Origin of the sequence: Pseudomonas sp. Z18(2022), from assembly GCF_036346535.1 — a bacterium.
GTDB lineage: Bacteria > Pseudomonadota > Gammaproteobacteria > Pseudomonadales > Pseudomonadaceae > Aquipseudomonas > Aquipseudomonas yamanorum_A.
On record NZ_JAOTOA010000001.1, the window covers coordinates 791,928 to 815,529 of the forward strand.

General features: G+C 60.1%; 24 protein-coding genes. 12 read left to right on the top strand and 12 right to left on the bottom strand.

Translation table 11 applies throughout. From position 1 onward, the window contains the following. The first annotated feature begins 362 nt into the window (after positions 1-362). Complete coding sequence (locus V3W39_RS03660; RefSeq protein ID WP_177130671.1) at positions 363-1,550, top strand: MFS transporter; 1,188 nt, start codon at positions 363-365, stop codon at positions 1,548-1,550. Between the two features lie 87 nt (positions 1,551-1,637). On the opposite strand, the gene V3W39_RS03665 is transcribed toward V3W39_RS03660, so the two are convergent. Next, the gene (locus tag V3W39_RS03665; protein ID WP_330212208.1) at positions 1,638-1,859 is read right to left on the bottom strand and encodes a hypothetical protein; all 222 of its coding nucleotides are present in this window, start codon (positions 1,857-1,859) and stop codon (positions 1,638-1,640) included. 245 nt (positions 1,860-2,104) lie between these two features. Here V3W39_RS03665 and V3W39_RS03670 point away from each other — a divergent pair, with 245 nt between their 5' ends. The 3 genes from V3W39_RS03670 (at position 2,105) to tal (ending at position 4,598) form a co-directional block, all read left to right on the top strand. After that, positions 2,105-2,242 (top strand): hypothetical protein, encoded by a 138-nt coding sequence (locus tag V3W39_RS03670; RefSeq protein WP_176438721.1) that lies wholly within the window; start codon positions 2,105-2,107, stop codon positions 2,240-2,242. A gap of 105 nt (positions 2,243-2,347) precedes the next feature. Then, positions 2,348-3,343 carry a tRNA dihydrouridine(20/20a) synthase DusA gene (gene dusA, locus V3W39_RS03675; protein ID WP_330212209.1) on the top strand — a complete coding sequence of 332 codons (996 nt, stop codon included), beginning with the start codon at positions 2,348-2,350 and terminating at the stop codon, positions 3,341-3,343. A gap of 328 nt (positions 3,344-3,671) precedes the next feature. Further along, entirely contained in the window at positions 3,672-4,598 is a 927-nt protein-coding gene (gene tal, locus V3W39_RS03680) for a transaldolase (protein WP_177045629.1), read from the top strand. A gap of 87 nt (positions 4,599-4,685) precedes the next feature. On the opposite strand, the gene rssC is transcribed toward tal, so the two are convergent. The 3 genes from rssC to V3W39_RS03695 form a co-directional block, all read right to left on the bottom strand. Beyond that, positions 4,686-5,168: an anti-sigma factor antagonist RssC gene (rssC, locus tag V3W39_RS03685; RefSeq protein WP_003218919.1), complete on the bottom strand. Its 483-nt coding sequence runs from the start codon at positions 5,166-5,168 to the stop codon at positions 4,686-4,688. Beyond that, positions 5,168-6,349 (bottom strand): two-component system response regulator RssB, encoded by a 1,182-nt coding sequence (rssB, locus tag V3W39_RS03690; protein WP_177045630.1) that lies wholly within the window; start codon positions 6,347-6,349, stop codon positions 5,168-5,170. Before rssB ends, rssC begins: the two co-directional genes overlap by 1 nt. 346 nt (positions 6,350-6,695) lie before the next feature. Continuing rightward, the gene (locus V3W39_RS03695; protein ID WP_029616133.1) at positions 6,696-7,385 is read right to left on the bottom strand and encodes an MlaA family lipoprotein; all 690 of its coding nucleotides are present in this window, start codon (positions 7,383-7,385) and stop codon (positions 6,696-6,698) included. 196 nt (positions 7,386-7,581) lie between these two features. Between V3W39_RS03695 and V3W39_RS03700 the strand changes: the two genes are divergently transcribed. Beyond that, positions 7,582-8,193: an HAD family phosphatase gene (locus V3W39_RS03700; protein ID WP_177120636.1), complete on the top strand. Its 612-nt coding sequence runs from the start codon at positions 7,582-7,584 to the stop codon at positions 8,191-8,193. A gap of 110 nt (positions 8,194-8,303) precedes the next feature. Then, positions 8,304-8,570, top strand: coding sequence for a DUF4404 family protein (locus V3W39_RS03705; RefSeq protein WP_003218929.1), 267 nt, complete (start codon positions 8,304-8,306; stop codon positions 8,568-8,570). A 126-nt stretch (positions 8,571-8,696) separates the two neighbouring features. On the opposite strand, the gene queF is transcribed toward V3W39_RS03705, so the two are convergent. Further along, a complete protein-coding gene (queF, locus tag V3W39_RS03710) occupies positions 8,697-9,527 on the bottom strand; it encodes an NADPH-dependent 7-cyano-7-deazaguanine reductase QueF (RefSeq protein ID WP_330212210.1) in 831 nt (276 codons plus the stop codon). Positions 9,528-9,584: 57 nt separating this feature from the next. After that, a complete protein-coding gene (gene copI / locus V3W39_RS03715; protein WP_177045633.1) occupies positions 9,585-10,109 on the bottom strand; it encodes a copper-resistant cuproprotein CopI in 525 nt (174 codons plus the stop codon). A gap of 156 nt (positions 10,110-10,265) precedes the next feature. On the opposite strand from copI, the gene V3W39_RS03720 reads away from it, so the two are divergent. Further along, positions 10,266-10,946 (top strand): heavy metal response regulator transcription factor, encoded by a 681-nt coding sequence (locus V3W39_RS03720; protein ID WP_330212211.1) that lies wholly within the window; start codon positions 10,266-10,268, stop codon positions 10,944-10,946. After that, positions 10,946-12,298 carry a heavy metal sensor histidine kinase gene (locus V3W39_RS03725; protein ID WP_330212212.1) on the top strand — a complete coding sequence of 451 codons (1,353 nt, stop codon included), beginning with the start codon at positions 10,946-10,948 and terminating at the stop codon, positions 12,296-12,298. Before V3W39_RS03720 ends, V3W39_RS03725 begins: the two co-directional genes overlap by 1 nt. A gap of 115 nt (positions 12,299-12,413) precedes the next feature. Here the strand turns inward: V3W39_RS03725 and V3W39_RS03730 are convergent, their stop codons facing one another. The 3 genes from V3W39_RS03730 to V3W39_RS03740 are packed head-to-tail and all read right to left on the bottom strand — an operon-like array spanning position 12,414 to position 15,658. Further along, on the bottom strand, positions 12,414-13,658 hold the full coding sequence (locus V3W39_RS03730) for a lipoprotein-releasing ABC transporter permease subunit (RefSeq protein WP_010176339.1): 1,245 nt from the start codon (positions 13,656-13,658) through the stop codon (positions 12,414-12,416). 58 nt (positions 13,659-13,716) lie between these two features. Further along, complete coding sequence (gene lolD / locus V3W39_RS03735) at positions 13,717-14,400, bottom strand: lipoprotein-releasing ABC transporter ATP-binding protein LolD (RefSeq protein WP_017477213.1); 684 nt, start codon at positions 14,398-14,400, stop codon at positions 13,717-13,719. 7 nt (positions 14,401-14,407) lie between these two features. Continuing rightward, on the bottom strand, positions 14,408-15,658 hold the full coding sequence (locus V3W39_RS03740) for a lipoprotein-releasing ABC transporter permease subunit (RefSeq protein ID WP_177075705.1): 1,251 nt from the start codon (positions 15,656-15,658) through the stop codon (positions 14,408-14,410). Between the two features lie 94 nt (positions 15,659-15,752). On the opposite strand from V3W39_RS03740, the gene V3W39_RS03745 reads away from it, so the two are divergent. Both V3W39_RS03745 and V3W39_RS03750 read left to right on the top strand, forming a co-directional pair. Beyond that, positions 15,753-16,337 (top strand): PilZ domain-containing protein, encoded by a 585-nt coding sequence (locus tag V3W39_RS03745; protein ID WP_177045637.1) that lies wholly within the window; start codon positions 15,753-15,755, stop codon positions 16,335-16,337. A 66-nt stretch (positions 16,338-16,403) separates the two neighbouring features. Beyond that, positions 16,404-17,126 carry a glycerophosphodiester phosphodiesterase gene (locus V3W39_RS03750; protein WP_017477211.1) on the top strand — a complete coding sequence of 241 codons (723 nt, stop codon included), beginning with the start codon at positions 16,404-16,406 and terminating at the stop codon, positions 17,124-17,126. Positions 17,127-17,168: 42 nt separating this feature from the next. Here the strand turns inward: V3W39_RS03750 and sthA are convergent, their stop codons facing one another. Together sthA and V3W39_RS03760 are read right to left on the bottom strand one after the other, a co-directional pair. Next, a complete protein-coding gene (gene sthA / locus V3W39_RS03755) occupies positions 17,169-18,563 on the bottom strand; it encodes a Si-specific NAD(P)(+) transhydrogenase (protein ID WP_177045641.1) in 1,395 nt (464 codons plus the stop codon). Between the two features lie 189 nt (positions 18,564-18,752). Continuing rightward, on the bottom strand, positions 18,753-19,670 hold the full coding sequence (locus tag V3W39_RS03760; RefSeq protein WP_442968391.1) for an FAD:protein FMN transferase: 918 nt from the start codon (positions 19,668-19,670) through the stop codon (positions 18,753-18,755). A gap of 157 nt (positions 19,671-19,827) precedes the next feature. Between V3W39_RS03760 and V3W39_RS03765 the strand changes: the two genes are divergently transcribed. Further along, entirely contained in the window at positions 19,828-20,370 is a 543-nt protein-coding gene (locus tag V3W39_RS03765) for a chalcone isomerase family protein (RefSeq protein ID WP_259196124.1), read from the top strand. Between the two features lie 172 nt (positions 20,371-20,542). Next, positions 20,543-21,841 (top strand): MFS transporter, encoded by a 1,299-nt coding sequence (locus V3W39_RS03770; protein ID WP_177045644.1) that lies wholly within the window; start codon positions 20,543-20,545, stop codon positions 21,839-21,841. A 162-nt stretch (positions 21,842-22,003) separates the two neighbouring features. On the opposite strand, the gene V3W39_RS03775 is transcribed toward V3W39_RS03770, so the two are convergent. Continuing rightward, positions 22,004-23,467, bottom strand: a complete 1,464-nt coding sequence (locus tag V3W39_RS03775; protein WP_177045645.1) for a glyceraldehyde-3-phosphate dehydrogenase — start codon at positions 23,465-23,467, stop codon at positions 22,004-22,006. Positions 23,468-23,602: the final 135 nt, after the last annotated feature.

Below are 23,602 nucleotides of genomic sequence, written 5' to 3' on the forward strand. Positions count from 1 at the left end.
GCCGACGTATCGACCTCACTTTTATGTCCCTTCTGCGCTGACTTCTTATCATTATTGGCTTCAGCTACCTGGACGACAGCCAACCGCCGGGACGTATACGGGTGTACGCACCGGAGAAAGACTAGACCAAGACGGCGCGCAGAATATCACGGCAAACAGCCGGTATGCGCTGTTTGGCCAATTGACAGCTCTAAATCGCGGGTTTTAACGCCCAAGTGTCAAGCGCGACAGGCGCGACGTGGGGTCACAGGCCGCTTGATGAAACTGAACTCTGCGGCATAAGGCTGTTCTAGACAGCTTCGTCGCTGCTTGCGTAGCATCGGCGGCTGTCCTTCGTGCACTTCTTCCAAACAGAGTTACCCATGACTATCCAGCAAACACCCGGGCACGTGCTGCCCGCGCGCAGCGCCGCCAAAATGGAAGCTGCCATGGCCGTGGGCGCCTTCGCGATCGGCACCGGCGAATTCGCCATCATGGGCTTGATGCCCGACATCGCCCACAATTTGAATTTGAGTGAACCCCAGGTCGGCCACGCCATCAGTGCCTACGCGTTGGGCGTAATGGTCGGCGCCCCGCTGCTGGCCATCCTTGGCGCCAAGCTGCTGCGCAAACACATGCTCCTGCTGCTGATGGGCCTGTACGCTTTGGGCAACCTCGCCACCGCCTTCACCCCGACCTTCGGCTCGCTGGTGGCCTTCCGCTTCATCAGCGGCCTGCCCCACGGCGCCTACTTCGGCATCGCCGCCGTGGTCGCCTCCAGCATGGTGCCCAACGACAAACGCGCCGGCGCCGTGGCCCGCGTAATGATGGGCCTGACGCTGGCCATGCTGCTCGGCAACCCCATCGCCACCTTCCTCGGCCAACACCTGGGCTGGCGCTCGGCGTTTGCACTGGTCAGCGTGATTGCCCTGTGCACCATCGCGTTGGTCTGGCAGTTCGTACCGGATCGCCACGACGAACCCCGCAGCGACCCGCGCAAAGAACTGCGCGCCTTCACCAAACCGCAGGTGTGGATGGCGCTGTCCATTGGCGCTATTGGTTTTGCCGGGATGTTTTGCGTATTCAGCTACCTGGCGCCGACCATGCTCGAAGTGACCAAAGTATCGCCGCAGTGGATTCCATTCGGTTTGGCTGCGTTTGGCGTAGGCGGCATCATCGGCAACATCGCCGGCGGCAAACTGTTTGATCGCCTGCAATTTCGCGCGGTGGGCTGGATCATGGTGTGGTCGATGGCCGTGCTGATTTTCTTCACCTTCGCCGCGAGTTCGCTGTGGAGCGTACTGGTGGGCATCGGCCTGGTCGGCACCATGATCGCCATGGCCGCGCCGCTGCAAATCCGCTTGATGGACATTGCTCATGAAGCGCCGAGCCTGGCGGCGGCGTCCAACCACGCGGCGTTCAACCTGGCGAATGCGCTGGGGCCGTGGTTGGGTGGGATGGCGATTACGGCGGGGTATGGGTGGACCAGCACTGGATACATCGGTGCTGCAACAGCGTTGGTAGGTTTGGGCATCTACCTGATCGCCCGACGCATGAAAGGCGGCCACTAACGCCCTCCCACGATCCAATGTGGGAGCGGGCTTGCTCGCGAAAGCGGTGGGTCAGTCACTGAGTAAATGACTGCCCCACCCGCTCAGTCAGTCATCATGCATCAACCCCGAACCATACTCCCCGTAACTACTCCCCAGCGCGTTGCCCCCAAAATTCATCTTGGCGGCTTTGCTGGGGCTGTGGTCGCCAAAGGCCTGGCATCCCCCGCTGAAACAAGGGTCGCTGCTCACGTTCGACGACCCAGTCGAGCAAGCGCTCAACAGCAAAGTGCCAGCGACCATCACGACCTTGACGAGATTGGAGATCATTTTTCAGTTCCCTTGGCTGGACGCGTAGGCATATACGCTTATGAGGCGAGCGTAGACCTCAATGTCAGTGGGAATTATGAAACTTTGCCGTACGACAGGATTGGTTCAGCTTGATGTCGTTTTGGCGACGAATTATCCCGGCACATATTCTGATTGGCGATATCAACAGTTAGCTCCTACATATTAAAGCCGAAGGGGCATCAATTCAGATGATCCTGCGACCTACGTACAGGGAAGCTCAAGTAATGGCTAAAGACGAAAAAACCAGCGAAAGCGTCGCTTCAAAGGCAGCCAAGCTGCTGGCGGATCCAAGCACTCCGCCGGATGTAAAATCTGTCGCAGCGTCGGCGCTGACTCAAGCGCCGGACAAAAAGAAGAAATAGGTTGGAACGGCGCCAGGGCGGCGGAAGCTCTGGCACTGACCGCCACGGGAGCAGGCACATTCCTGTTAAACTATCCGCCCTTCGCCTTATCCACCTCAGATCCTAATGTCCTCACCTATAGCACCAACGCCATCGTTCTCCCGTCGTTTCTCTGTTGCCCCGATGATGGACTGGACGGACAGACACTGCCGCTTCTTCCTGCGCCTTCTCTCCAAAAACGCCCTCCTCTACACCGAGATGGTGACCACCGGCGCAATCCTCCACGGCGACCACGAACGCTTCCTGCGCCACAACGAGGCAGAGCACCCACTTGCCTTGCAGTTGGGCGGCAGCGTCCCGGCTGACCTGGCCGCCTGTGCCCGCATGGCCCAGGACGCCGGCTACGACGAGGTGAACCTCAACGTCGGCTGCCCCAGCGACCGGGTGCAGAACAACATGATCGGCGCCTGCCTCATGGCCCACCCGGCCTTGGTGGCGGATTGCGTGAAGGCAATGCAGGACGCGGTATCGATCCCTGTCACGGTTAAGCACCGGATCGGCATCAACGGCCGGGACAGTTACGCCGAGCTGTGCGATTTCGTCGGCCAGGTGAAAGACGCGGGCTGCACCAGTTTCACCGTGCATGCGCGAATCGCCATCCTGGAAGGTCTGTCTCCGAAGGAAAATCGGGACATTCCGCCATTGCGCTACGACGTGGCGGCGCAGTTGAAGCAGGATTTCCCGGAGCTTGAGATCGTTCTCAACGGTGGGATCAAGACCCTTGAGCAGTGCCAGGAGCATTTGCAGACGTTCGACGGCGTGATGCTGGGCCGTGAGGCTTATCACAATCCGTATTTGCTGGCCGAGGTGGATCAACAGCTGTTTGGCAGCACTGCGCCGGTGATCACCCGCGCGGAGGCGCTGGCGCAGTTGCGGCCTTATATAGCCGAACACCTGGCAACAGGTGGCTCGATGCACCACATTACGCGCCACGCACTGGGGCTGGGGACCGGTTTCCCAGGGGCGCGCAAGTTTCGGCAGTTGTTGTCGGTGGATATTCATAAGGCCAGTGATCCGCTGGCGTTGCTGGATAAGGCCGGGGAATTGTTGGAGGGGCGGTGATTGGGGTGTCAGTGGGTTTATTGGGTGGCTGATACGATGCTTTCGCGAGCAAGCCCGCTCCCACATTTGGATGGGGGCGCATCAGGGAGATTGGTGTGGTTTTGAGGGCCTCATCGCAGGCAAGCCAGCTCCCACAGTTTGAGCGGGGTGGTCATCGGGCAGTCGGGTTGAACCTGCCGGCGGTTTTGGCCTCCTAGTTAGCAGTGGCCGGTGTTTCAAACGGCTGTTTTCAGGTTGTTGCCCTCGCAAACGATCGAATGCATTTGCGCCCTTGAGCGGCTGTCAGCGCTCGGGTAATGTCATCAGACCCACAGGACAGAGCACGCCCATGACTTCCAAGCTGGAACAACTCAAGCAATTCACCACCGTAGTAGCCGATACCGGCGATTTTTCTACCCTCGCCAAGCTCAAGCCACAAGACGCCACTACCAACCCTTCCCTGCTGCTCAAGGCCGCGTCGATCCCAGGCTACGCCAAGCTGCTGGACGAGGCTGTTGCCGACTGCAACGGCGATGTAGGCCTGGCCAGCGACCGTTTCGCGGTGGCCGTCGGCCAGGAAATCCTGAAAGTGGTGCCGGGCCGCATTTCCACCGAGGTGGATGCCCGCCTGTCGTTCGACACCGACGCCGTACTCAAGCGCGCGCACCGTCTGATCGACCTGTACGACAAGGCCGGCATCAGCCGTGACCGCGTGCTGATCAAGATCGCCTCCACCTGGGAAGGCATCCGCGCCGCCGAGCAGCTGGAAAAGGAAGGCATCCAGACCAACCTGACCCTGTTGTTCTCCTTCGCCCAGGCCGTGGCTTGCGCTGAAGCCGGCGTGTTCCTGATTTCGCCGTTCGTGGGCCGTATCTACGATTGGTACAAGAAGGCCAACGGCAACGACTACACCGGTTCCGATGATCCGGGCGTGCAGTCGGTGACGCGCATCTACAACTACTACAAGGCCAATGGCTACAAGACCGTGGTGATGGGTGCGAGTTTCCGTAACCTGAGCCAGATCGAAGAGCTGGCCGGTTGCGACCGCCTGACCATCAGCCCGGACCTGTTGGAAAAACTGGCAGCCGACAACGGCAAGCTGGAGCGCAAGTTGGCACCAGGCCACGCGGGCGAAGCTCGTGTGCACTTGACCGAAGCGCAGTTCCGTTGGGAGTCCAACGAAGATGCGATGGCCACCGAGAAACTGGCCGAGGGCATTCGTCAGTTCGCCCGCGACCAGGAAAAACTCGAAGCGCTGTTGACCGCCAAGCTCTAAAAACGGGCGACGGCAAAAAGGGCGGTACCCTCGCGGGTACCGCCCTTTTTCGTGCCTGGCTCTTTTTTAAAAGAGGCAGCTATAAACTCAATGGCGCTCCAGCGCATTCACCAGGTCGTGGAACGCCTCGCGGTTGGAGTCGTTCAAGCCCATCAGGATCTTGTGGGCTTCCAGCACCTTGACCCGTACCACTTCCTCGGACTGGTCCTGGGACGGCAGGTCGGTCAGGCATTCCGGGCACGGGATCGGGCGGTCAACGATGTTGAACACTTGATCGAAGCCCATGGACTGCAACAGACGGGTGATGTCTTCGTGGGTGGTGACGACGGTCGGCAGCAGTCCGACCTTCTGCCGAGACAGAATGGACAACTTGGCCAACAGCCCAAGGGTGGTGCTATCGATGCTGCGGGTTTCGGTCAGATCGATCACGATCGCCGAGAAATTCAAGGCTGTGAAAATCCGCTCAATCGTCGCATCCAGCGCTGAACACAAGGTCAGGCGCACTTCACCGACAAACTTCAGGACAAAAGTCCCGTCTTGCTCGGCGAATTGGATTCTTCCGGTACTCATCAAAGATTCCTGCTCAACACCAATAGGGCGATATCATCCGGCATCTCCCCTAGCGTGGCCAATCCAAAAACCTGCCGCAGGCCATCCAGGCTGCCGCCCGCCGACCTGACCCGTTGGGGTAAGGCGGCTTCTTTCTCTTTGAGTGTAGGCTCTGACAAAAGGTCCAGGATGCCATCAGACATCAGCGTCAGGCTGAATGTCGGCGGCAGTTCCAGAATGTGGTCTTCGTAGGTGGCTTCATTGAACAAGCCCACCGGCAAACCACGCCCTTCCAGGTAGCGCACACTGTCTGGAGTGTATAAAACCGGCAATGGCAGGTGACCGCCAATGCTGTAGGTCAAAAGACCTGTTTCTTCATCTATCACGCCGCCGACCATCGTTACGTGCTTGCCCAGCTTGCAGCTGATCAGGCCCCGGTTGATGTGGCCCAGCACTTGCGACGGGGTGAACTCCGGCAAGGTGCCATTGCGCTTGGATTCGAACAACAGCCGTGTGGTCATGAATTTCAACAACACGGTCACGAATGCCGAGGAGGCGCCATGGCCGGAAACGTCGGCCAGGTAGAACGCGACACGCCGCTCATCAACGCGGAAGTAATCGACAAAATCACCCGACAGGTACAGCGACGGGATGATCTGGTGGGCAAACTTGAACTCGTCGATGCTCCACGGGCTCACCGGCAGCATGTTCATCTGCACCTGGCGACCGGCGTTCTGGTCTTCCTGGAGCAGGTTCAGGCTGGCTTCGAGTTCGCGGTTGGCGGTTTCGAGCTTTTCACGGTAACGCTGGTTTTCCAGCAGCAACCGTGCACGATCCAGTGCACGACGCACCGAGTGCTCCAGTACGGCCAGGTCTTCCAGGGGCTTGATCAGGTAGTCGGCGGCGCCCAGGCGCAAGGCCTCGACAGCATCGTTCATCACGCCGGCACCGGACACGACGATCACCGGCGTCTGCGGGGCAATGTCGGTCACCTGGCGGATCAGCTCGAGGCCGCCCACCTGAGGCATGCGCAGGTCGCAGATAACCAGGTCGGGCTTGTCGCGCTCGAACACCTGGAGACCCTGGAGGCCGTTGCTGGCCTGCAGGACACTGAAGCCACTGTCTTCCAAATAGGCCGCGAGACTCGCGCGCACTACTTCGTCGTCATCGATTATCAGCAGCGTGGCACTGGTTTTCTGCATGTGGGCAAACGGCGCCAGAATTAGGTTGGCGTAGGCAGCTCGACAATGGCCGGGCTTACTACTGGATTCGCTTTCTAGCCTCTCTGTCCTACAAAACGCCGGGATATTTCCCGTGCACAAAGGTAAAGCAGAGGTGCCCTTCTAAGGCGCAGACGGTACTCCCATCCGCCAGGGGTTTCAAGCTCATGGCGATGGTCGCCGGGCGTCTTTACATCGCAAATCACCGGTGGTTATAAGAACGTATAAAACCGCGACTTAAAGTAAGGACGTAACTCACGGATAAACCTCGAATCCCGCCCACGAAAAAGGCGACCCGAGGGCCGCCTTCTTCATTTAAGCCCCAGGCTTAAAAGTCGTCTACAACCTTGCCATCCTTGACCTTGAACTCGCGATTCTGCAAGTAGGCGTTACGGATAAAGGTGTATTTGTCGCCGCTGATCAGCTTCTCGGAGGACAGCAGGCTGGCACGTGTGTCGACGATATTCAGGCCGAAGGTGCTGTTGCGCCAGCCGATGTCGTTCATGTAGCGGTAGGGCTGGGTGTAGCTGTCCACGTACTTGGACGGCGCATCACGCAGGGTGCTTGGGCCCAGCAGTGGCAGCATTACGTAAGGACCACTGCCAACGCCCCAGTGACCGAGGGTCTGGCCAAAATCTTCGTCATTGCGTTGCAGCCCCATTTTGGTGCCGACATCAATGAAGCCCAGCACGCCGAACGTGGTGTTCACCAGCAAGCGGGCAGTGTCGACGCCGGCAGCGTGCGGCTTGAGTTGCAACACGTCGTTGGCAAAGTTGCCGACATCGCCGATGTTGCGGAAGAAGTTGTGAACGCCGTCCTGCACGAACTGCGGGGTCACGAACTGATAGCCTTGGGCCAATGGCTTGAGGGCGTAGGTGTCAACGGTGTCGTTGAAGGTGAAGATCGGGCGGTTGACGCTTTCCCATGGATCATCTTCCGAGGCCGCCTGGGCCGCGAAAGGAACCAGCAATACGCTGGCACATACGGATAGCTGAGCTAGACATTGGCTCCAGCGCATAGCTTGAACTCCTTGAATGGTCTGTCATGGGCGCTATGCCCTGAATGTGGCCGTCAGTATATGACGGAAGTGTCAGATTAGGCAGCCTTGCAGAAATGTCATTCCGGTAAATGCACAAAATTCCTACAAATAGAACCGATGTAACCTGCTTGTCATCGGCGTCCGCTAGCGTGACTGCTATTTCAGGGACGTCGAAATGCCCCACGCCGAAGTTGTTGCTGCCAGCGCCCCGTCCTTGACGGCCGTATTGTTCGGGCTGAGTGGTTGCCTGGTGGATTTTGGTTCCCAGGCCCGCGCGGACTCAGCGCCCTCAATCGACCCCCACGCCACCGTCGGCGCCCTGAAGATCCTGCGCAGCCTCGAAGAACAGCGTGTGCCTTGTGCGTGGCTGGACGAGCTCCCTCTGTCGGTTTCCACACCCTTGGCCGCCGGGCTACCCCGCTGGATCAAGGCCACCCAGCCCTCCTCCACCCGCTGGCCCGCGCCCCACGCTTGCTGGCAGGCTTTGATGGAACTGAACATCGAGCGCCTGGAAGGCTGCGTGCTGGTCAGCGGCGAGCCGCGCCTGCTGCAATCCGGGCTCAACGCCGGCCTGTGGACCATTGGCCTGGCTTCCTGCGGCTCACTGTGCGGGCTTTCCCCGGAGCAATGGCAGGCACTCAGCGAAAAGGAACGCGAGCATAAGCGTGCCAAGGCCACTGTCGCGCTGTATGGCCTGGGCGTGCATTCGGTGATTGACCACCTCGGCGAACTGCACACCTGCCTGGCAGACATCAGCCTGCGCCAGCTCAAAGGCGAGAAGCCCTGATCGAGATCATGCACAGTCGGCGCCAGTGGATTAATCTACAGGTCAGCCCGTAGACCTTTCACGGCGTGCCGCGGTCTATGCCAGTGCCTATCGATAAAAGGAAGAACGCCATGCCTGCCCGCGAACAACTGCAAGAACAGGTCAAAATTTTGCGCGAGCAATTGGATCAGAATCCAGAGATGCCACTCGAAAAGCGCGAAGAGCTGCAAACATTGATTGCTGAACTGGAAGTTCAGGAGCCGCTGGAAGGCGCCATTCAGGATCCGAGTATCGCCGACGGTGTGAACCTGGCGGTGGAACGCTTTGAGCTGGACCACCCGGGAATTGCCGGGACCTTGCGCAATATCGTCGTGACCCTGGGCAACATCGGGATCTAAAAGCCGGACACCTACCCAATGTGGGAGCGGGCTTGCTCGCGAAAGCGGTGGGTCAGTCAATACACCTGGTGACTGACACACAGCTTTCGCGAGCAAGCCCGCTCCCACATTTATTTTGTGTGAAGGCTACTGGCGAGCCAGGCGCAGGTTCTGGAATTCCACCGCCTCCGTACTGCGATACGGGTTGATATCCAACCCGCCGCGACGCACGTACCGCGCATACACCGTCAATTTTTCCGGCTTGAGCAGGCGTTGCAGGTCGAGAAAGATCCGCTCCACGCACTGTTCATGGAAGTCCGAGTGCTGGCGGAAGCTCACCAGATACTCCAGCAGGCTGGCATGATCCAGCGCCGCGCCACGGTACTCCACCGCCACGCTGCCCCAGTCGGGCTGGCTGGTCACCGGGCAGTTGGACTTGAGCAGATGGCTGTGGACGCTCTCCTCCACCACGCGCGAGTCATCGCAACGCAACAGTTCCGGGCGCGGGTGCTCGTAGTTGCTGACGGTAATGTCCACGTCATCAATGCACACACCCGGCAAAGCGACCACACCTTCGGTTTCAACCTCACCCAGGCTGCGGATGCGCACGCCTACTGGCTTGCCGGCGGCTGCACTCAGGTCGGTGCGCAAGGTCGCTTCAAGGCTCGGCACATCGGCAAACGCCGTCTGGTTCAACGAGTTGAGGTACAGCTTGAAGGATTTCGACTCGATGATATTCGGCGAGTCGGCCGGGATGCTGAATTCACCGATGGCCACCACGGGCTTGCCGGAAGGCAGCAGCCAGGACAGTTCGAAGCAGTTCCAGAAGTCCACGCCTTTATACGGCAGGGTCTCGGCACTCAGGCCCAGCTCGGCCCACTTGGCGGCGCGAGGGATCGGGAACAGCAACGAAGGGGTGTAGGTGGAGATGTATTCACTGGACTTGCCCAGCGGCGAATGTTCGGCTGCGGGATGCATGGCGGAAACCTGGCTAAATAAACGCGGCCATTCTACCCGCCTTTGCACCCCATTTGCTTATTGGCTGACCGTCAGCTTGCCCACCATGCCCGCCTGGTAGTGGCCGGGGATGTTGCAGGCGAACTCAAGGCCAGTGGCCTTGGTGAAGGTCCAGGTCAGTTCGGCGGTCTTGCCCGGCTCTACCAGCACGCTGTTAGGGTCGTCGTGTTTCATGCCGCCCATGTCGCCGTGGCCCATCGCACTGTGGTCCATTTTGCCCATGCCTGTCGCGGTCAGCATGCCGCTGGCCTGCATCTGCAGCATTTCTTTCTGATGTGCCGCGTGCATGGCGGCGTCGCCAAGGTTGAACTCGTGGAGCAACTGGCCTTTGTTGACCAGCACAAAGCGCACGGTCTCACCGGCTTTTACATCGATGGCCTTGGGCGAAAAGGAAATATCCTGCAGCACCACTTCCACTGTACGGGTGGCCTTGGCGGCCGGTGCAGCTTCACCGAAGGCGAAAGTTTCAGCCGGGGACGCCAGCACCGGAAGACTCAGCGCCATCAGGCAGCCGGCCAACAGCCAGGATTTACGCAAAAACATGCTCACACTCCAAAGGTTCGGAATCAGTCTGTGGGACACTTTACGAACGCGCCGCTGCCAGCCAACTGACGGCCAGATTACAACTTTGTCAGCTTGAGCCTACCGCCGGGTGTGCGCTGTATAAAGTCTGTGTTTACGTAAAGCCATGAGCCGCCCATGAAACTGCTGATCGTCGAAGACCAACCGAAAACCGGCCACTACCTGCGCCAGGGTCTGGCCGAGGCCGGGTTCAACACCGAACTGGTGGCCGATGGCATCAGCGGTCAGCACCTTGCACTGACCGGCGACTACGACCTGTTGATCCTCGACGTGATGCTGCCGGGCCGTGATGGCTGGCAAATCCTCCAGGCCGTGCGCGGTGCCGGGCTCGATATGCCGGTGCTGTTCCTCACCGCGCGGGACGCCGTGGAAGACCGGGTGCACGGCCTGGAACTGGGCGCCGACGACTACCTGGTCAAGCCCTTCGCCTTTTCCGAGCTGCTGGCCCGAGTGCGCAGCCTGTTGCGCCGTGGCAGCAGCCCGCCCCAGGAAACCAGCCTGCAACTGGCCGACCTGCGCCTGGACCTGATCCGCCGCCGGGTGGAGCGCGACGGCCAACGCATCGACCTCACGGCCAAGGAGTTTTCCCTGCTGGAACTGCTGCTGCGCCGCCAGGGCGAAGTGTTGCCCAAATCGCTGATTGCCTCCCAGGTGTGGGACATGAATTTCGACAGCGACACCAACATCATCGAAGTCGCGATCCGCCGCCTGCGCCTGAAAGTCGACGATAACTTCCCCAACAAGTTGATCCATACCGTGCGCGGCATGGGCTATGTGCTCGAGGAACGGTTCAGTTGATGAAACGGATTTCCCTGGCCAGCCGCCTGGCGCTGCTGTTTGCCGGCTGCACCGCCGTGGTTTCATTGTTGGCCGGCGTGCTGTTCAACCACGCCAGCGAGGCGCACTTTATCGAGCTGGACCAGCAGTTGCTCGACGGCAAGCTGGTAGCGCTGCGCAGCACATTGCAGGGTGCCTACACGCCTGAGCTGTTTGCCTTACGAGAAGTGAAGCTACGGGACGAACTCAATCGCCAGCCTGACCTAGCCCTGCGCATCACCTCAGGCGATCAACGCTGGTTCGACGGTGCACCCGGCATCACCCTGCCCCGGGCGCCGGGCCTGCACAGCATGCAGAACGCCGGGACCGACTACCGCGTGTACAACGCGCCACTTGTTCCGGGTGACCCTGACTCTCCACGACTGACGCTGATGCTCGACATCACCCACCACCAACACTTCCTGCAACGCATGCAGCATCTGATCTGGTTGACGGTCGGCCTTTCCGCCCTGGCCACCGCCCTGCTCGGTGCATGGGCCGCCCGCAGCGGCTTGCGCCCTTTGAGGCGCATGAGCGAAGTGGCCAGCAGCGTGTCCGCCCACTCCCTGACCCAGCGCCTGCCCCAGGAGCAAATGCCCGCCGAACTGGCGGAGCTGGCCCAGTCCTTCAACGCCATGCTTGGGCGCCTGGATGATGCGTTCCAGCGGCTCTCGGCGTTTTCTGCCGACATCGCCCATGAGTTGCGCACCCCACTGTCGAATCTGCTGACACAGACCCAGGTCATCCTCACGCAGCCACGGCCGCTGGAGGACTACCGCGAGGCCCTGCACAGCAATCTGGAAGAACTGCAATGGATGGCGCAGTTGGTCAATGACATGTTGTACCTGGCCAAAGCCGACCATGGGCTGCTGGTGCCCAAGCGCGAAACCTTGATGCTGGCGGACGAAGTGGATGCCTTGCTGGAGTTTTTTGCGCCATTGGCAGAGGACGTCCAGGTGCGCCTGGTTCAAGAAGGCGGCGCCAATACCTCAGGTGACCGCAGCATGTTGCGCCGGGCGATTTCCAATCTGCTGGATAACGCATTGCGGTTCACGCCGGCGGGGGGCGAAGTCAGTGTGCGGGTTGTCGAGGGTGTGCAAGGGGTGAGGTTGAGTGTGGAAAACACCGGGGAAGGCATTCCAGAGGCGTTGTTGCCAAGGCTGTTTGACCGGTTTTACCGGGTAGATCCGGCTCGGCATGAAGGGAGTAGCGAGCACGCGGGGCTGGGGCTGGCGATTACACAGTCGATTGTGCGGGCCCATGGCGGGCGGATCTTCTGTGAGTCTGGGCCGGGATGGACGCGGTTTGTGATCGAGTTGCCGCTAGGGCATTGATGCAAGCTGTTCCGGCCTCATCGCGGGCAAGCCCGGCTCCCACATTAGACTGAGTTGTTCTGGCGAACTCGGTCAAATGTGGGAGCTGGCTTGCCTGCGATAGCGGTCTTAAGAACTACGAATACCTGAGGGCATGCGCCGGCTCGATCTTCGCCGCCCGATACGCCGGATAGATCGTCGCCAGAAAGCTCAACACAAACCCCGCCGAGCAAATCAGCAGCACATCCCCACCCTGCAATTCCGAAGGCAGGTTGCTGACGAAATACACGTCCGAACTGAAGATATGCTGCCCGGTCACCCGCTCCAGCCAACCCACCAGTTCACTGACGTTCAGCGCCGCAATCACGCCGAGGATGCCGCCGATCAACGTACCGACGATGCCGATCACCGTGCCCTGCACCATGAAGATCGCCATGATCTGCCGCGGCGTGGCACCAATGGTGCGCAGGATCGCAATGTCGGCGCCCTTGTCGTTCACCACCATGATCAAGGTCGCGATAATGTTGAACGCCGCCACGGCAACGATCATCAGCAACAGCAGGCCGATCATGGTCTTTTCCATCTTCATCGCGCTGAACAGGCTGCCCTGGGTGTGGGTCCAGTCGTCCGCCTTGTAGTCAGCGCCAAGGCTGGCGGCGATATCCGCCGAGACCTTGGGCGCCGCATACAGGTCTTTCACCGCCAGGCGCACGCTTTGCACCTGGTTCGGTTCCCAATGCTGGATCTCTGCCGCGTCGGCCATGTGGATCAGGGCCATGGAGCCATCCAGTTCGGCGCCCACCTTGAACACACCGACTACGTTCAGACGCTGCATGCGCGGGGTAATGCCACCGGGTGCGCTGCTGATTTCCGGCACGATCAGGGTGAGCTTGTCGCCAACGTTCAGGCGGAAACGCCGAGCGGTAATTTCGCCAATCACCACACCGAACTCGCCCGGTTTCAGGTCTTCCAGATGGCCCTGGACAATATGCTGGGCCACGATCGACACCTTGCCTTCCTGGGCCGGATCAACGCCGCTGATCTCGATCGGCTGCATCGCGCCCTTGTAGGAAAGCATGCCGTCCATCTGTGTGAACGGTACCGCAGCGGTGACTTCAGGATTCTTCATCGCCGCATCCGCCACCGGCTGCCAGTCGCTGATGGGCTTCACGCCAACGATGGTCGCATGGGGCACCATGCCGAGGATGCGTGAGCTCATTTCCCGCTGGAAGCCGTTCATCACCGACAACACCACGATCATCGCCAGCACGCCCAGGGCGAGGCCGATCATCGAGGTCATCGAGATAAACGAAACAAAACGGTTGCGGCGCTTGGCGCGGGTATAGCGCGTGCCGATGAAAATCGATAACGGTCTGAACATTCGCGGGCACCGTTGAAAAAATAGAAAACCCGGCGTCAGGCGCCGGGCTTGAAACAGGTCAGATGGCGACCAGATGACCTTCCTGCAGGTGCAGCACACGGTCCATCTGACGGGCCATGCTCATGTCATGGGTCACCACCAGGAACGCGGTGCGCATCTGGGTGCTCAGTTCCAGCATCAAGTCCTTGATGCCCTGGGCGGTGTGGGAGTCGAGGTTGCCGGTAGGCTCGTCGAGCATCACCAGGCCCGGGTTGTTGACCAGGGCGCGGGCAATCGCCACACGCTGGCGCTCGCCGCCGGACAGTTCAGCCGGTTTGTGCTCCAGGCGATGGCCCAGGCCGACCCGCTCCAGCAACGCCTTGGCACGCTGGCGTGCTTCCGGGATCGCGGTCTTGCCGATCAACAGCGGCATGCAGACGTTTTCCAGGGCGGTGAACTCAGGCAGCAAGTGGTGGAACTGATACACAAAGCCCAACGAACGGTTACGCAACTGGCCGCGGGCCTTCTCGCCCAGGGCCGACAGTTCTTCGCCGGCCAGCCAAACGCTGCCCTGGGACGGCGTATCAAGGCCGCCCAACAGGTTGAGCAAGGTACTTTTACCGGAACCAGAACTGCCGACGATCGCCACGCGCTCGCCCGGGTGCAGTTCCAACTGCAGGTTGGACAACACCACCACGGATTCCGGGCCTTCCTCGTAGGATTTGCCCAGGTTGCGGCAGCTCAGGATTGCTTTTTCACTCATGCCCGATTCACTCATAACGTAAAGCCTGCGCCGGCTGGGTACGTGCCGCGCGCCAGGCTGGATACAGGGTGGCAAGGAAACTCAGGACCAACGCAGCGGCGCCGACCATCAACACGTCCTGGCTCTGCACCTGGGACGGCAAGTAGTCGATGAAGTAGACGTCGGAGTTCAAGAATTTGTGGCCGATCAACACTTCCAGCCCGGCGATGGCGGCGCTGACGTTCAGCGCAGCGAGAATCCCCACCACGGTGCCGATCAGGGTGCCGACCACGCCGATCACCGTGCCCTGGACCATGAAGATCGCCATGATCTGCCCCGGCGTGGCGCCGAGGGTGCGCAGGATAGCGATATCGCCCTTCTTGTCGTTCACCACCATCACCAGCGTGGAGATGATGTTGAAGGCCGCCACGGCGACGATCAGCAGCAACAGCAGGCCGATCATGGCTTTTTCCATGCGGATGGCCTGGTACAGGTTGCCGTGGGTACGGGTCCAGTCGCGGGCGTAGTACTGGTTTTCACCCAGGTGCTGGGCGATTTCCCACGAGGTACGCGGCGCGTCGAACAGGTCGTTGAACTTGAGGCGCAGGCCCTGCACCTGGTCCGGCTTCCAGCGATGCAGGCGGGCCAGGTCGGTCAGGTTGGTCAAGCCCAGGTAACCGTCGATCTCACCGGCGCCGACATGAAAGATGCCGACCACGGTGAAACGCTTCATGCGCGGGAACATGCCGGCCGGGGTCACGGTGACTTCCGGCGCGACGAAGGTCAGCTTGTCGCCGATGCTCACGCCGAGCTTGGCCGCGGCCTTGTCGCCGATAACAATGCCAAAGCTGCCGGGCGACAAGTCGTCCAGTTTGCCCTGTTGCATGAAGTTATCGATGATCGAGACGTTGCGTTCCTGTGCCGGATCGATGGCATTGAGCAGGACTTTCTGCACTTTGCCGTCGTTGGTCAGCAAGCCCTGCATCTGGGTGAAGGGCGCAACCGCCAGCACTTTGGGGTTCTGCTTGACCTTGGCGGCCAGGCTTTGCCAGTCGCTGATGGGCTCACCCGACTCGATGGTCGCGTGGGGCACCATGCCCAGCACGCGGGTGCGCATCTCATGATCGAAACCGTTCATCACCGAAAGCACCACGATCATCACGACAACGCCAAGGGCGAGCCCGATCATCGAGGTCAAGGAAATGAACGACACAAAATGATTGCGACGCTTTGCACGGGTATAACGCGTGCCAATAAATACGAAGAGAGGTCTGAACATGTCGGGGCTTGTTCGGAGGAAAAGAAGACGTCCCGGTGGCGGGGTCTGGTAAGCAGCTTTACACTCAGACCATCACCGCTGCCTTGGGTTCGCCATGTCGACATTAGATGAAGAAGATCGCCGCGAATACTACCGTATCGAGGACATGATCGCACTGGAAATTACCCCGCTGTCGGGCCCGGAAGCGCTGAGCAAGGAAGTATTGCTGGATGATTCTCCGCTGTTCAATCTGCTCAGCGAGTTGCACCTGAGCGAATTCGAATCCCAGCACCTGCTGCGCCAGATCGGCGAGCGGGACCGCACCCTCGCCGCCTTCCTCAAAGTGCAGAACAAACGCATGGATTTGCTCAGCCAGATCATGGCGCAAAGCCTGCTGGGCGAGATCGGTACGCCGCAGCCCGTGGTCATCTCCGAAGGCGGCATCGAGTTCCTGAACCCTACGGCAATCCAGCCCGACAGCCACCTGGCGGTCAAGCTGGTGCTGATGCCACAAGCCCTCGGCCTGTTACTGCGGGCCAAGGTCACCCATTGCGATGCCAAGACCGGCGGCTTTGAAGTCGGCACTGAATTCGAAGCCATGACCGATGCCCAACGCCAACTGCTGGCGCGCTATATCCTGCAAAAGCAGGCGCAGGAACGGCGCCTGGCGCGGGAAAAAAGCGAAGAATCCGACACCTGAAGACGAACAATGAATGGCGCGTCGCGTCATCCATCCAGCCAGGAACCCTGGCGTAAAGGAGCAACTGTGACCCTGATTTATGGCCACCGCGGTGCCAAAGGCGAAGCACCGGAAAACACCCTGACCAGCTTCCAGGAATGCCTCAAGCACGGCGTGCGCCGTTGCGAACTGGATTTGCACCTGTCCATGGACGGCGAGCTGATGGTCATCCATGACCCGACCCTCAAGCGCACCACCGACCGGCGCGGCAAGGTCGTCGAATACTCAGCCGCCGACCTGGTGAAGATGGACGCACGCAAAGGCGGCCCGGGCTGGGTCAATCCCTGCCCGATCCCACGCCTGGAAGAACTGTTCGAAAAATGCGACTTCGATCACTGGCAACTGGAAGTCAAAAGCGCGTCACGCACCCGCGCGGCAACCACCGTGCTGGCGATCCGGGAAATGGCCCAGCGTTTCGGGCTGATGGACAAGGTCACGGTCACCTCAAGCTCGCGGGAAGTATTGAAAGCTGCGCTGGACCTCACCCCGGACCTGTCCCGCGGACTGGTAGCCGAATACGCCTGGCTCGACCCGTTGAAGGTAGCGGCCAACTATGGCTGTGAGATTCTGGCGTTGAACTGGACGCTGTGCACCCCTGAGCGTCTGGAAAAAGCCCAGCGCCAGGGTTTGCACGTGTCCGTGTGGACCGTCAACGAACCCGCGCTGATGCGCAGGCTCGCCGACTTCGGCGTAGATAGCCTGATTACAGACTTTCCCGGTTTGGCCACTGCCACTCTCGGGAATTACTGAAATCGGTCTCCCCGGCCGGCTCAGGCCACCGGCCGGAGCCGCTCAAAAAAGCCGGTTGATGCCGTCGTAGGCCGCTACCCGATAGGCTTCAGCCATGGTCGGATAGTTGAACGTGGTGTTGACGAAATACTTGAGGGTATTCAGCTCACCCGGCTGGTTCATGATCGCCTGGCCGATGTGCACGATCTCCGACGCCTGGTAGCCGAAGCAATGCACGCCGAGGACTTCCAGGGTCTCGCGGTGGAACAGGATCTTCAGCATTCCCTGCGGCTCGCCGGCGATCTGCGCACGCGCCATGCTCTTGAAGAACGCCTTGCCGACTTCGTAAGGCACCTTGGCCTTGGTCAGTTCGTGCTCGTTCTTGCCGATCGAGCTGATCTCGGGAATGGTGTAGATCCCGGTCGGCACGTCGTTGACGTAGCGCCAGCTGCCGTTGTCGACAATGCTGCCAGCGGCCGAACGGCCCTGGTCGTGGGCGGCACTGGCCAGGCTTGGCCAGCCGATCACGTCACCGGCACCGTAGATGTTCGGCACGCAGGTGCGGTAGTTCTCGTCGACTTCGATCTGGCCACGGCTGTTGACCTTGACCCCGATGTTTTCCATGCCCAGCTTGTCGGTGTTGCCGGTACGGCCGTTACACCACAGCAAGGCGTCGGCCTTGATCTTCTTGCCGGATTTGAGGTGCAGGATCACACCGTTGTCCAGGCCTTCGACCCGCTCGTACTCTTCGTTGTGGCGCACAGTGATGTTGTTGTTGCTGAAGTGGTAACTCAACGCCTGGGAAATTTCCGAGTCGAGGAAGCTCAGCAACTGGTCACGGTTATCCACCAGCTCGACCAATACGCCCAGGCCGCTGAAGATCGAGGCGTATTCACAGCCAATCACGCCGGCGCCATAGATGATCAGTTTGCGCGGGGTGTGGCCCAGGCTGAGGATGGTGTCGCTATCGTAGATGCGCGGGTGGTGGAAATCGATATCCGCCGGGCGATACGGGCGCGAGCCGGTGGCGATGATGATGTGCTTGGCCACCAGTTTCTCGACCACGCCGTTGGCGCAGACCACTTCGACGGTTTGCTCGTCGGCGAAGCTGCCGGTGCCGAAGAACAGGTCGACGCGGTTACGGGCATAGAAGCCGGTACGCGAGGCAACCTGTTTGGAAATGACTTTTTCAGCGCTCTTGAGCACGTCCGGGAACGAGAACCAGCGCGGCTCACCAATGGCCCGGAACATCGGGTTGGTGTTGAACTGCATGATCTGGCGCACCGAGTGACGCAAGGCCTTGGACGGGATGGTACCCAGGTGGGTGCAGTTACCGCCGACCTGGCGACGGCTATCGACCATCGCCACCTTGCGCCCTGCTTTGGCGGCGTTCATCGCCGCACCTTCTCCAGCAGGGCCGGAACCCAGTACTACCACGTCGTAGTTGTAGACAGCCATGCGTACTCCTCAGAACAGGCCAAGGCGCACGGTTGGGCGCCTGGCTAAATCATGCCGCGGCCAGCGGTCATGAAGGATCAAATAGGCTCAGTGTGTGAGCCGGGGCACAGTCTATAGAAGGCTTAACGCCGCGCACATTAACCCTTGGTCGCGTCGTAGGCCAGTTTTGCCTTTACTACACGGCATTCGTTACGGCTTCACTGCCGTCAGTTGCTCGAATGCCTTGTTGCTCCGTGTGACGAAACCAGCGCCCTCGCGCATCACAAAAAACGCGGCGACCTGGTGTTTTTCGGCGTATTCCCAACCCTGTTCGGGCCCGAGGATCAGCAGCAGCGTCGACAATCCATCGGCCATCAGTGCCGAAGGCTGCAATACCGTCACCGACGCCAGCTGATGGGTGATCGGCGTGCCGGTCCGGGCATCCAGGGTGTGGGAATAACGCCGACCATCCTGCTGGAAATAATTGCGATAGTCACCCGATGTCGACACACCAAAGCCATCCACGGCGATGATTTTTTCGGCCACTTGCTGATCGTCGCGGGGCTCTTCCAGGGCTATGCGCCAGGGCGAGCCGTCGGGTTTGACGCCAGCGGCCTTGAGTTCGCCGGTGGCTTCGGCGAGGTAGCTATGAATGCCAAGCTGGGTGAGTTGCGCGGCAATGCGGTCGACGGCGTAACCGGCGGCGATGCTGTTGAAGTCGACTTCGACGGCCGCGTCCTTGCACAACTGGTTGCCGTCGATGTGCAAATACTGATGGCCTAAACGCTGGCGGACCTGCTCAAGGGTGGTGGCGTCCGGGACTTTTATCTCACGGGCCTGAGGGCCGAAGCCCCACAGGTTCATCAGTGGTTCGACCGTCAGGTCAAACGCGCCATCGCTGGCCTGGGACAACTGCTCGCCAGTGCGCACCAGGTGCAGGACAGGCTCCGGCATCGGCTGGCAGCTGTGGGCCGGCAGGTCGTTGAAACGTTCGATATCGGAGTCGCTGCGGTAGGTCGACATCTGGCGGTCGACCTCTGCGAGAACGCCTTCTACCTGGCGCTGGACTTCGGCCGGGCCAGGAACCCCTGGCGTGCGCACATACTGGATGGAATAAGTGCTGCCCATGGTCGGGCCACCGAAGCGCTCGAGCGAGTCGCCGCCGCAGCCGGCCAGCGCCGCAAGCCCGGCTAAAACCAAAATATGCCGCACGCCGCCCATAAAACCTTTCACTGTCGGAAATTGAATTAACCTGTAGGCAAGCACCTTTTCAGGACTGGCCATTATGCGGCATGTCGTTTTCTGTTTATTGCTGATGTTTTCGGTCCCGGTGTTGGCGAATGAGGCTGATCGGCTCAAACAAGCCGACTTTCCTGCGCAATCACATCAATTGGTGCTGAAAAACCAGGCCGTCCTGACCTACCTGTGGGCAGATGTGTATGCGGCGGCGCTGTTCGCCCAGGCTGACCTGAGCGCCAAGCAGGCCCTGGATCAGCAAAAGGACCTGCGCCTGGAGCTGTATTACTTTCGCGACATCGACCGCAACGATGTGATCAAGGCCGCCACCGCCACCCTCGAACGCCAGCAAGCGCCCGCCGCCCTCGCGCGCCTCAAGCCGGAACTGGATCAACTGCACCAAAGTTTTCGCGATATCCGCAGTGGTGACCGTTATGCGCTGGATTTTCGGCCTCAGCGTGGCCTGAACCTGGAAATCAACGACACGGTAGTGTTCAGCAGTCGCAATGACGAGCTGGCTAAAGCGTATCTCGGCATCTGGCTGGCACCGAAAGGCTTGTCCGACAGCCTGCGCAACACCCTCCTGAATTAATCCCCGCACCCTGCGGCAATTTGCCAGCTTGCTATCGGTTTTTTGTTGCCTGTGGTGGCTTATACACATATCGTTACAAAACTGTTCAGCGCCAGCTTCGTGCCGAGGCTTCAACAGCAAGGACGGTTGCGACCAGGGATTACTAATAAGATAGCCAAAATGAGTGCATGACATGTCCACTACAACGGGCAAGGGCAAGGCGATCTTTCGCGTTGTCAGCGGTAATTTCCTCGAAATGTTCGACTTCATGGTCTACGGCTTCTACGCCACGGCCATTGCCAAGACCTTTTTCCCCACCGACAGCGCCTTCGCCTCCCTGATGCTGTCCCTGGCAACCTTTGGTGCCGGGTTCCTGATGCGTCCGCTGGGCGCGATTTTCCTCGGTGCCTACATCGACCGTCACGGCCGTAAAAAGGGCCTGGTGATCACCCTGGCGCTGATGGCTGCCGGCACGGTGCTGATTGCCTGTGTCCCCGGATACGCCACCCTGGGCGTTGCGGCGCCCCTGATCGTGCTGTTCGGTCGCCTGCTGCAAGGCTTCTCGGCCGGTGTAGAGCTGGGCGGTGTATCGGTGTACCTGGCGGAAATCGCCACTCCGGGCCGCAAAGGCTTCTTCGTCAGCTGGCAGTCCGCCAGCCAGCAAGCCGCGGTGGTATTCGCCGGCCTGCTGGGTGTGGGCCTGAACCACTGGCTCAGCCCCGAACAAATGGGTGACTGGGGCTGGCGCGTGCCGTTCCTGATTGGTTGCCTGATCGTGCCGGTGATCTTCGTGATTCGTCGTTCCCTGGAAGAAACCCCGGAATTCCAGGCACGCAAACACCGCCCTACCCTGCAGGAAATCGTGCGCTCCATCGGCCAGAACTTCGGCATCGTGATCGCCGGCATGGCGCTGGTGGTGATGACCACTGTGTCGTTCTACCTGATCACCGCCTACACCCCGACCTTCGGCAAGGCAGAACTGCACCTGTCGGACTTCGACGCATTGCTGGTAACGGTGTGCGTGGGCATCTCCAACTTCATCTGGCTGCCGGTGATGGGCGCGGTGTCCGACAAGATCGGCCGTAAACCCCTGCTGCTCGGCGCGACAATTCTGGCGATCCTCACTGCTTATCCGGCGCTGTCCTGGCTGGTGGCCAACCCGAGCTTCAGCCATCTGCTGATCGTGCTGCTCTGGCTGTCGTTCCTGTACGGCTCGTACAACGGTGCGATGGTGGTGGCGCTGACCGAAATCATGCCGGTAGAAGTACGTACCACCGGGTTCTCCCTGGCCTACAGCCTGGCGACAGCGACCTTTGGTGGCTTTACTCCGGCGGCTTGTACCTACCTGATCCACGTGCTGGACAACAAGGCCGCGCCGGGGATCTGGCTCAGCGGTGCGGCGGTGCTCGGGTTGGTCGCCACGTTGATCCTGTTCAAAGGCAACCGTCATGAGCTGCGGACTGCGCAGGCTTCGATAGTCGGCGGCGCTTGATGGATCGCTATCGCAGGCAAGCCAGCTCCCACATTTGAGTGGATTCACACATCAACATGTGGGAGCTGGCTTGCCTGCGATGAGGCCGGTACAAACAACACAAAACCCACAGACATAAAAAAGCCCCGAACCAGTCGGGGCTTTTTCATTTACTGCTGATGCTTAGCGCGGGAACGCTGGCGGGTTGACCCCGGCCATGTCTTCCATCACGCGAACCACCTGGCAGCTGTAACCGAATTCGTTGTCGTACCAAACGTACAGAACAACGCGGTTATCCTGGGTAATGGTCGCTTCCGCGTCCACCACACCGGCGTGGCGCGAGCCTACGAAGTCGGTGGAAACCACTTCCTGCGAATTGACGAAGTCGATTTGCTTATGCAGATCGGAGTGCAGCGCCATGTAGCGCAGGTACTCGTTCATCTCTTCACGGGTGGCGGCTTTCTCAAGGTTGAGGTTGAGAATGGCCATCGACACGTTCGGCGTCGGAACACGGATCGCGTTACCGGTCAGCTTGCCGGCCAGCTCAGGCAGGGCCTTGGCAGCAGCGGTGGCAGCACCGGTCTCGGTGATCACCATGTTCAGCGCGGCGCTGCGGCCACGGCGATCGCCCTTGTGGAAGTTGTCGATCAGGTTCTGGTCGTTGGTGTACGAGTGAACCGTTTCAACGTGACCGTTAACGATGCCGAACTTGTCGTTCACCGCTTTCAGCACCGGCACGATGGCGTTGGTGGTGCAGGAAGCAGCCGAGACGATCTTGTCTTGCGCGGTGATTTCACCGTGGTTGATGCCGTGCACGATGTTCTTCAGCTTGCCCTTGCCAGGCGCGGTCAGGACAACGCGGTCGATACCCGGGCAAGCCAGGTGTTGGCCCAGGCCCTCGGCGTCGCGCCACACGCCGGTGTTGTCCACCAGCAGTGCGTCCTTGATGCCGTACTGGGTGTAGTCCACTTCAGCCGGGTTCTTCGCGTAGATCACCTGGATCAGGTTACCGTTGGCGGTGATGGTGTTGTTTTCTTCGTCGATGACGATGGTGCCGTTGAACGGACCGTGTACCGAGTCGCGACGCAAGAGGCTGGCGCGTTTGGTCAGGTCGTTTTCTGCACCTTTACGCACCACGATGGCACGCAGGCGCAGGCCGTCGCCGCCACCGGTTTTTTCGATCAGGATGCGCGCCAGCAGGCGGCCGATACGACCGAAGCCGTACAGCACAACGTCGGTGCCTTTGCGGGCGGCGGCGTTTTGCTGGCCAACCACGTCGGCCATTTCTTCACGCACGAACTGCTCGGCGGTACGGCCAGCGCCTTCCTTGCGGAATTTGTAGGCCAGCTTGCCCAGGTCTACCGAGGCCGCGCCGAGCTTGAGCTCGCTCATGGCTTTAAGCAGAGGGAATGTTTCGTGGACGGAGAGTTCGCTGTCGTCGGCGGAGCGATGGCGAGCAAAGCGATGAGCCTTGAGAATCGCGATGACTGATTGGTTGATCAGGCTGCGGCCATAGATCGAGCTCACCACGTTGTTATTGCGGTAGAGCTGACCGATAAGCGGAATCATCGCTTCAGCGAGTGCTTCACGGTCGATCCATTCACCAAGACACTGGTCGGGCTTCTGAGTCACGGGAACCTTCCACATGTAGGGGCAGAAAAAAGGGGCTACATTATGCCGCCCGACCGCCCTCGGAGCAATGCGCGGCCAGCAACAAAACCCCTTGCAAAAAAATAACGCCGCGCTGGAGCCCAGTAAATACGTGGCTTTCAGGGCACCCCC

Coding starts and splice junctions, on each gene's coding strand:
- V3W39_RS03765 (WP_259196124.1), top strand. CDS start 19,828: ATGCGGCATGTCGTTTTCTGTTTATTGCTGATGTTTTCGGTCCCGGTG.
- queF (WP_330212210.1), bottom strand. CDS start 9,527: ATGCATCCCGCAGCCGAACATTCGCCGCTGGGCAAGTCCAGTGAATAC.
- lolD (WP_017477213.1), bottom strand. CDS start 14,400: ATGAGTGAAAAAGCAATCCTGAGCTGCCGCAACCTGGGCAAATCCTAC.
- tal (WP_177045629.1), top strand. CDS start 3,672: ATGACTTCCAAGCTGGAACAACTCAAGCAATTCACCACCGTAGTAGCC.
- V3W39_RS03670 (WP_176438721.1), top strand. CDS start 2,105: ATGGCTAAAGACGAAAAAACCAGCGAAAGCGTCGCTTCAAAGGCAGCC.
- dusA (WP_330212209.1), top strand. CDS start 2,348: ATGTCCTCACCTATAGCACCAACGCCATCGTTCTCCCGTCGTTTCTCT.
- V3W39_RS03730 (WP_010176339.1), bottom strand. CDS start 13,658: ATGTTCAGACCGTTATCGATTTTCATCGGCACGCGCTATACCCGCGCC.
- V3W39_RS03745 (WP_177045637.1), top strand. CDS start 15,753: ATGTCGACATTAGATGAAGAAGATCGCCGCGAATACTACCGTATCGAG.
- V3W39_RS03740 (WP_177075705.1), bottom strand. CDS start 15,658: ATGTTCAGACCTCTCTTCGTATTTATTGGCACGCGTTATACCCGTGCA.
- V3W39_RS03660 (WP_177130671.1), top strand. CDS start 363: ATGACTATCCAGCAAACACCCGGGCACGTGCTGCCCGCGCGCAGCGCC.
- sthA (WP_177045641.1), bottom strand. CDS start 18,563: ATGGCTGTCTACAACTACGACGTGGTAGTACTGGGTTCCGGCCCTGCT.
- rssC (WP_003218919.1), bottom strand. CDS start 5,168: ATGAGTACCGGAAGAATCCAATTCGCCGAGCAAGACGGGACTTTTGTC.
- rssB (WP_177045630.1), bottom strand. CDS start 6,349: ATGCAGAAAACCAGTGCCACGCTGCTGATAATCGATGACGACGAAGTA.
- V3W39_RS03770 (WP_177045644.1), top strand. CDS start 20,543: ATGTCCACTACAACGGGCAAGGGCAAGGCGATCTTTCGCGTTGTCAGC.
- V3W39_RS03705 (WP_003218929.1), top strand. CDS start 8,304: ATGCCTGCCCGCGAACAACTGCAAGAACAGGTCAAAATTTTGCGCGAG.
- V3W39_RS03695 (WP_029616133.1), bottom strand. CDS start 7,385: ATGCGCTGGAGCCAATGTCTAGCTCAGCTATCCGTATGTGCCAGCGTA.
- V3W39_RS03720 (WP_330212211.1), top strand. CDS start 10,266: ATGAAACTGCTGATCGTCGAAGACCAACCGAAAACCGGCCACTACCTG.
- copI (WP_177045633.1), bottom strand. CDS start 10,109: ATGTTTTTGCGTAAATCCTGGCTGTTGGCCGGCTGCCTGATGGCGCTG.
- V3W39_RS03725 (WP_330212212.1), top strand. CDS start 10,946: ATGAAACGGATTTCCCTGGCCAGCCGCCTGGCGCTGCTGTTTGCCGGC.
- V3W39_RS03665 (WP_330212208.1), bottom strand. CDS start 1,859: ATGATCTCCAATCTCGTCAAGGTCGTGATGGTCGCTGGCACTTTGCTG.
- V3W39_RS03700 (WP_177120636.1), top strand. CDS start 7,582: ATGCCCCACGCCGAAGTTGTTGCTGCCAGCGCCCCGTCCTTGACGGCC.
- V3W39_RS03760 (WP_442968391.1), bottom strand. CDS start 19,670: ATGGGCAGCACTTATTCCATCCAGTATGTGCGCACGCCAGGGGTTCCT.
- V3W39_RS03775 (WP_177045645.1), bottom strand. CDS start 23,467: ATGTGGAAGGTTCCCGTGACTCAGAAGCCCGACCAGTGTCTTGGTGAA.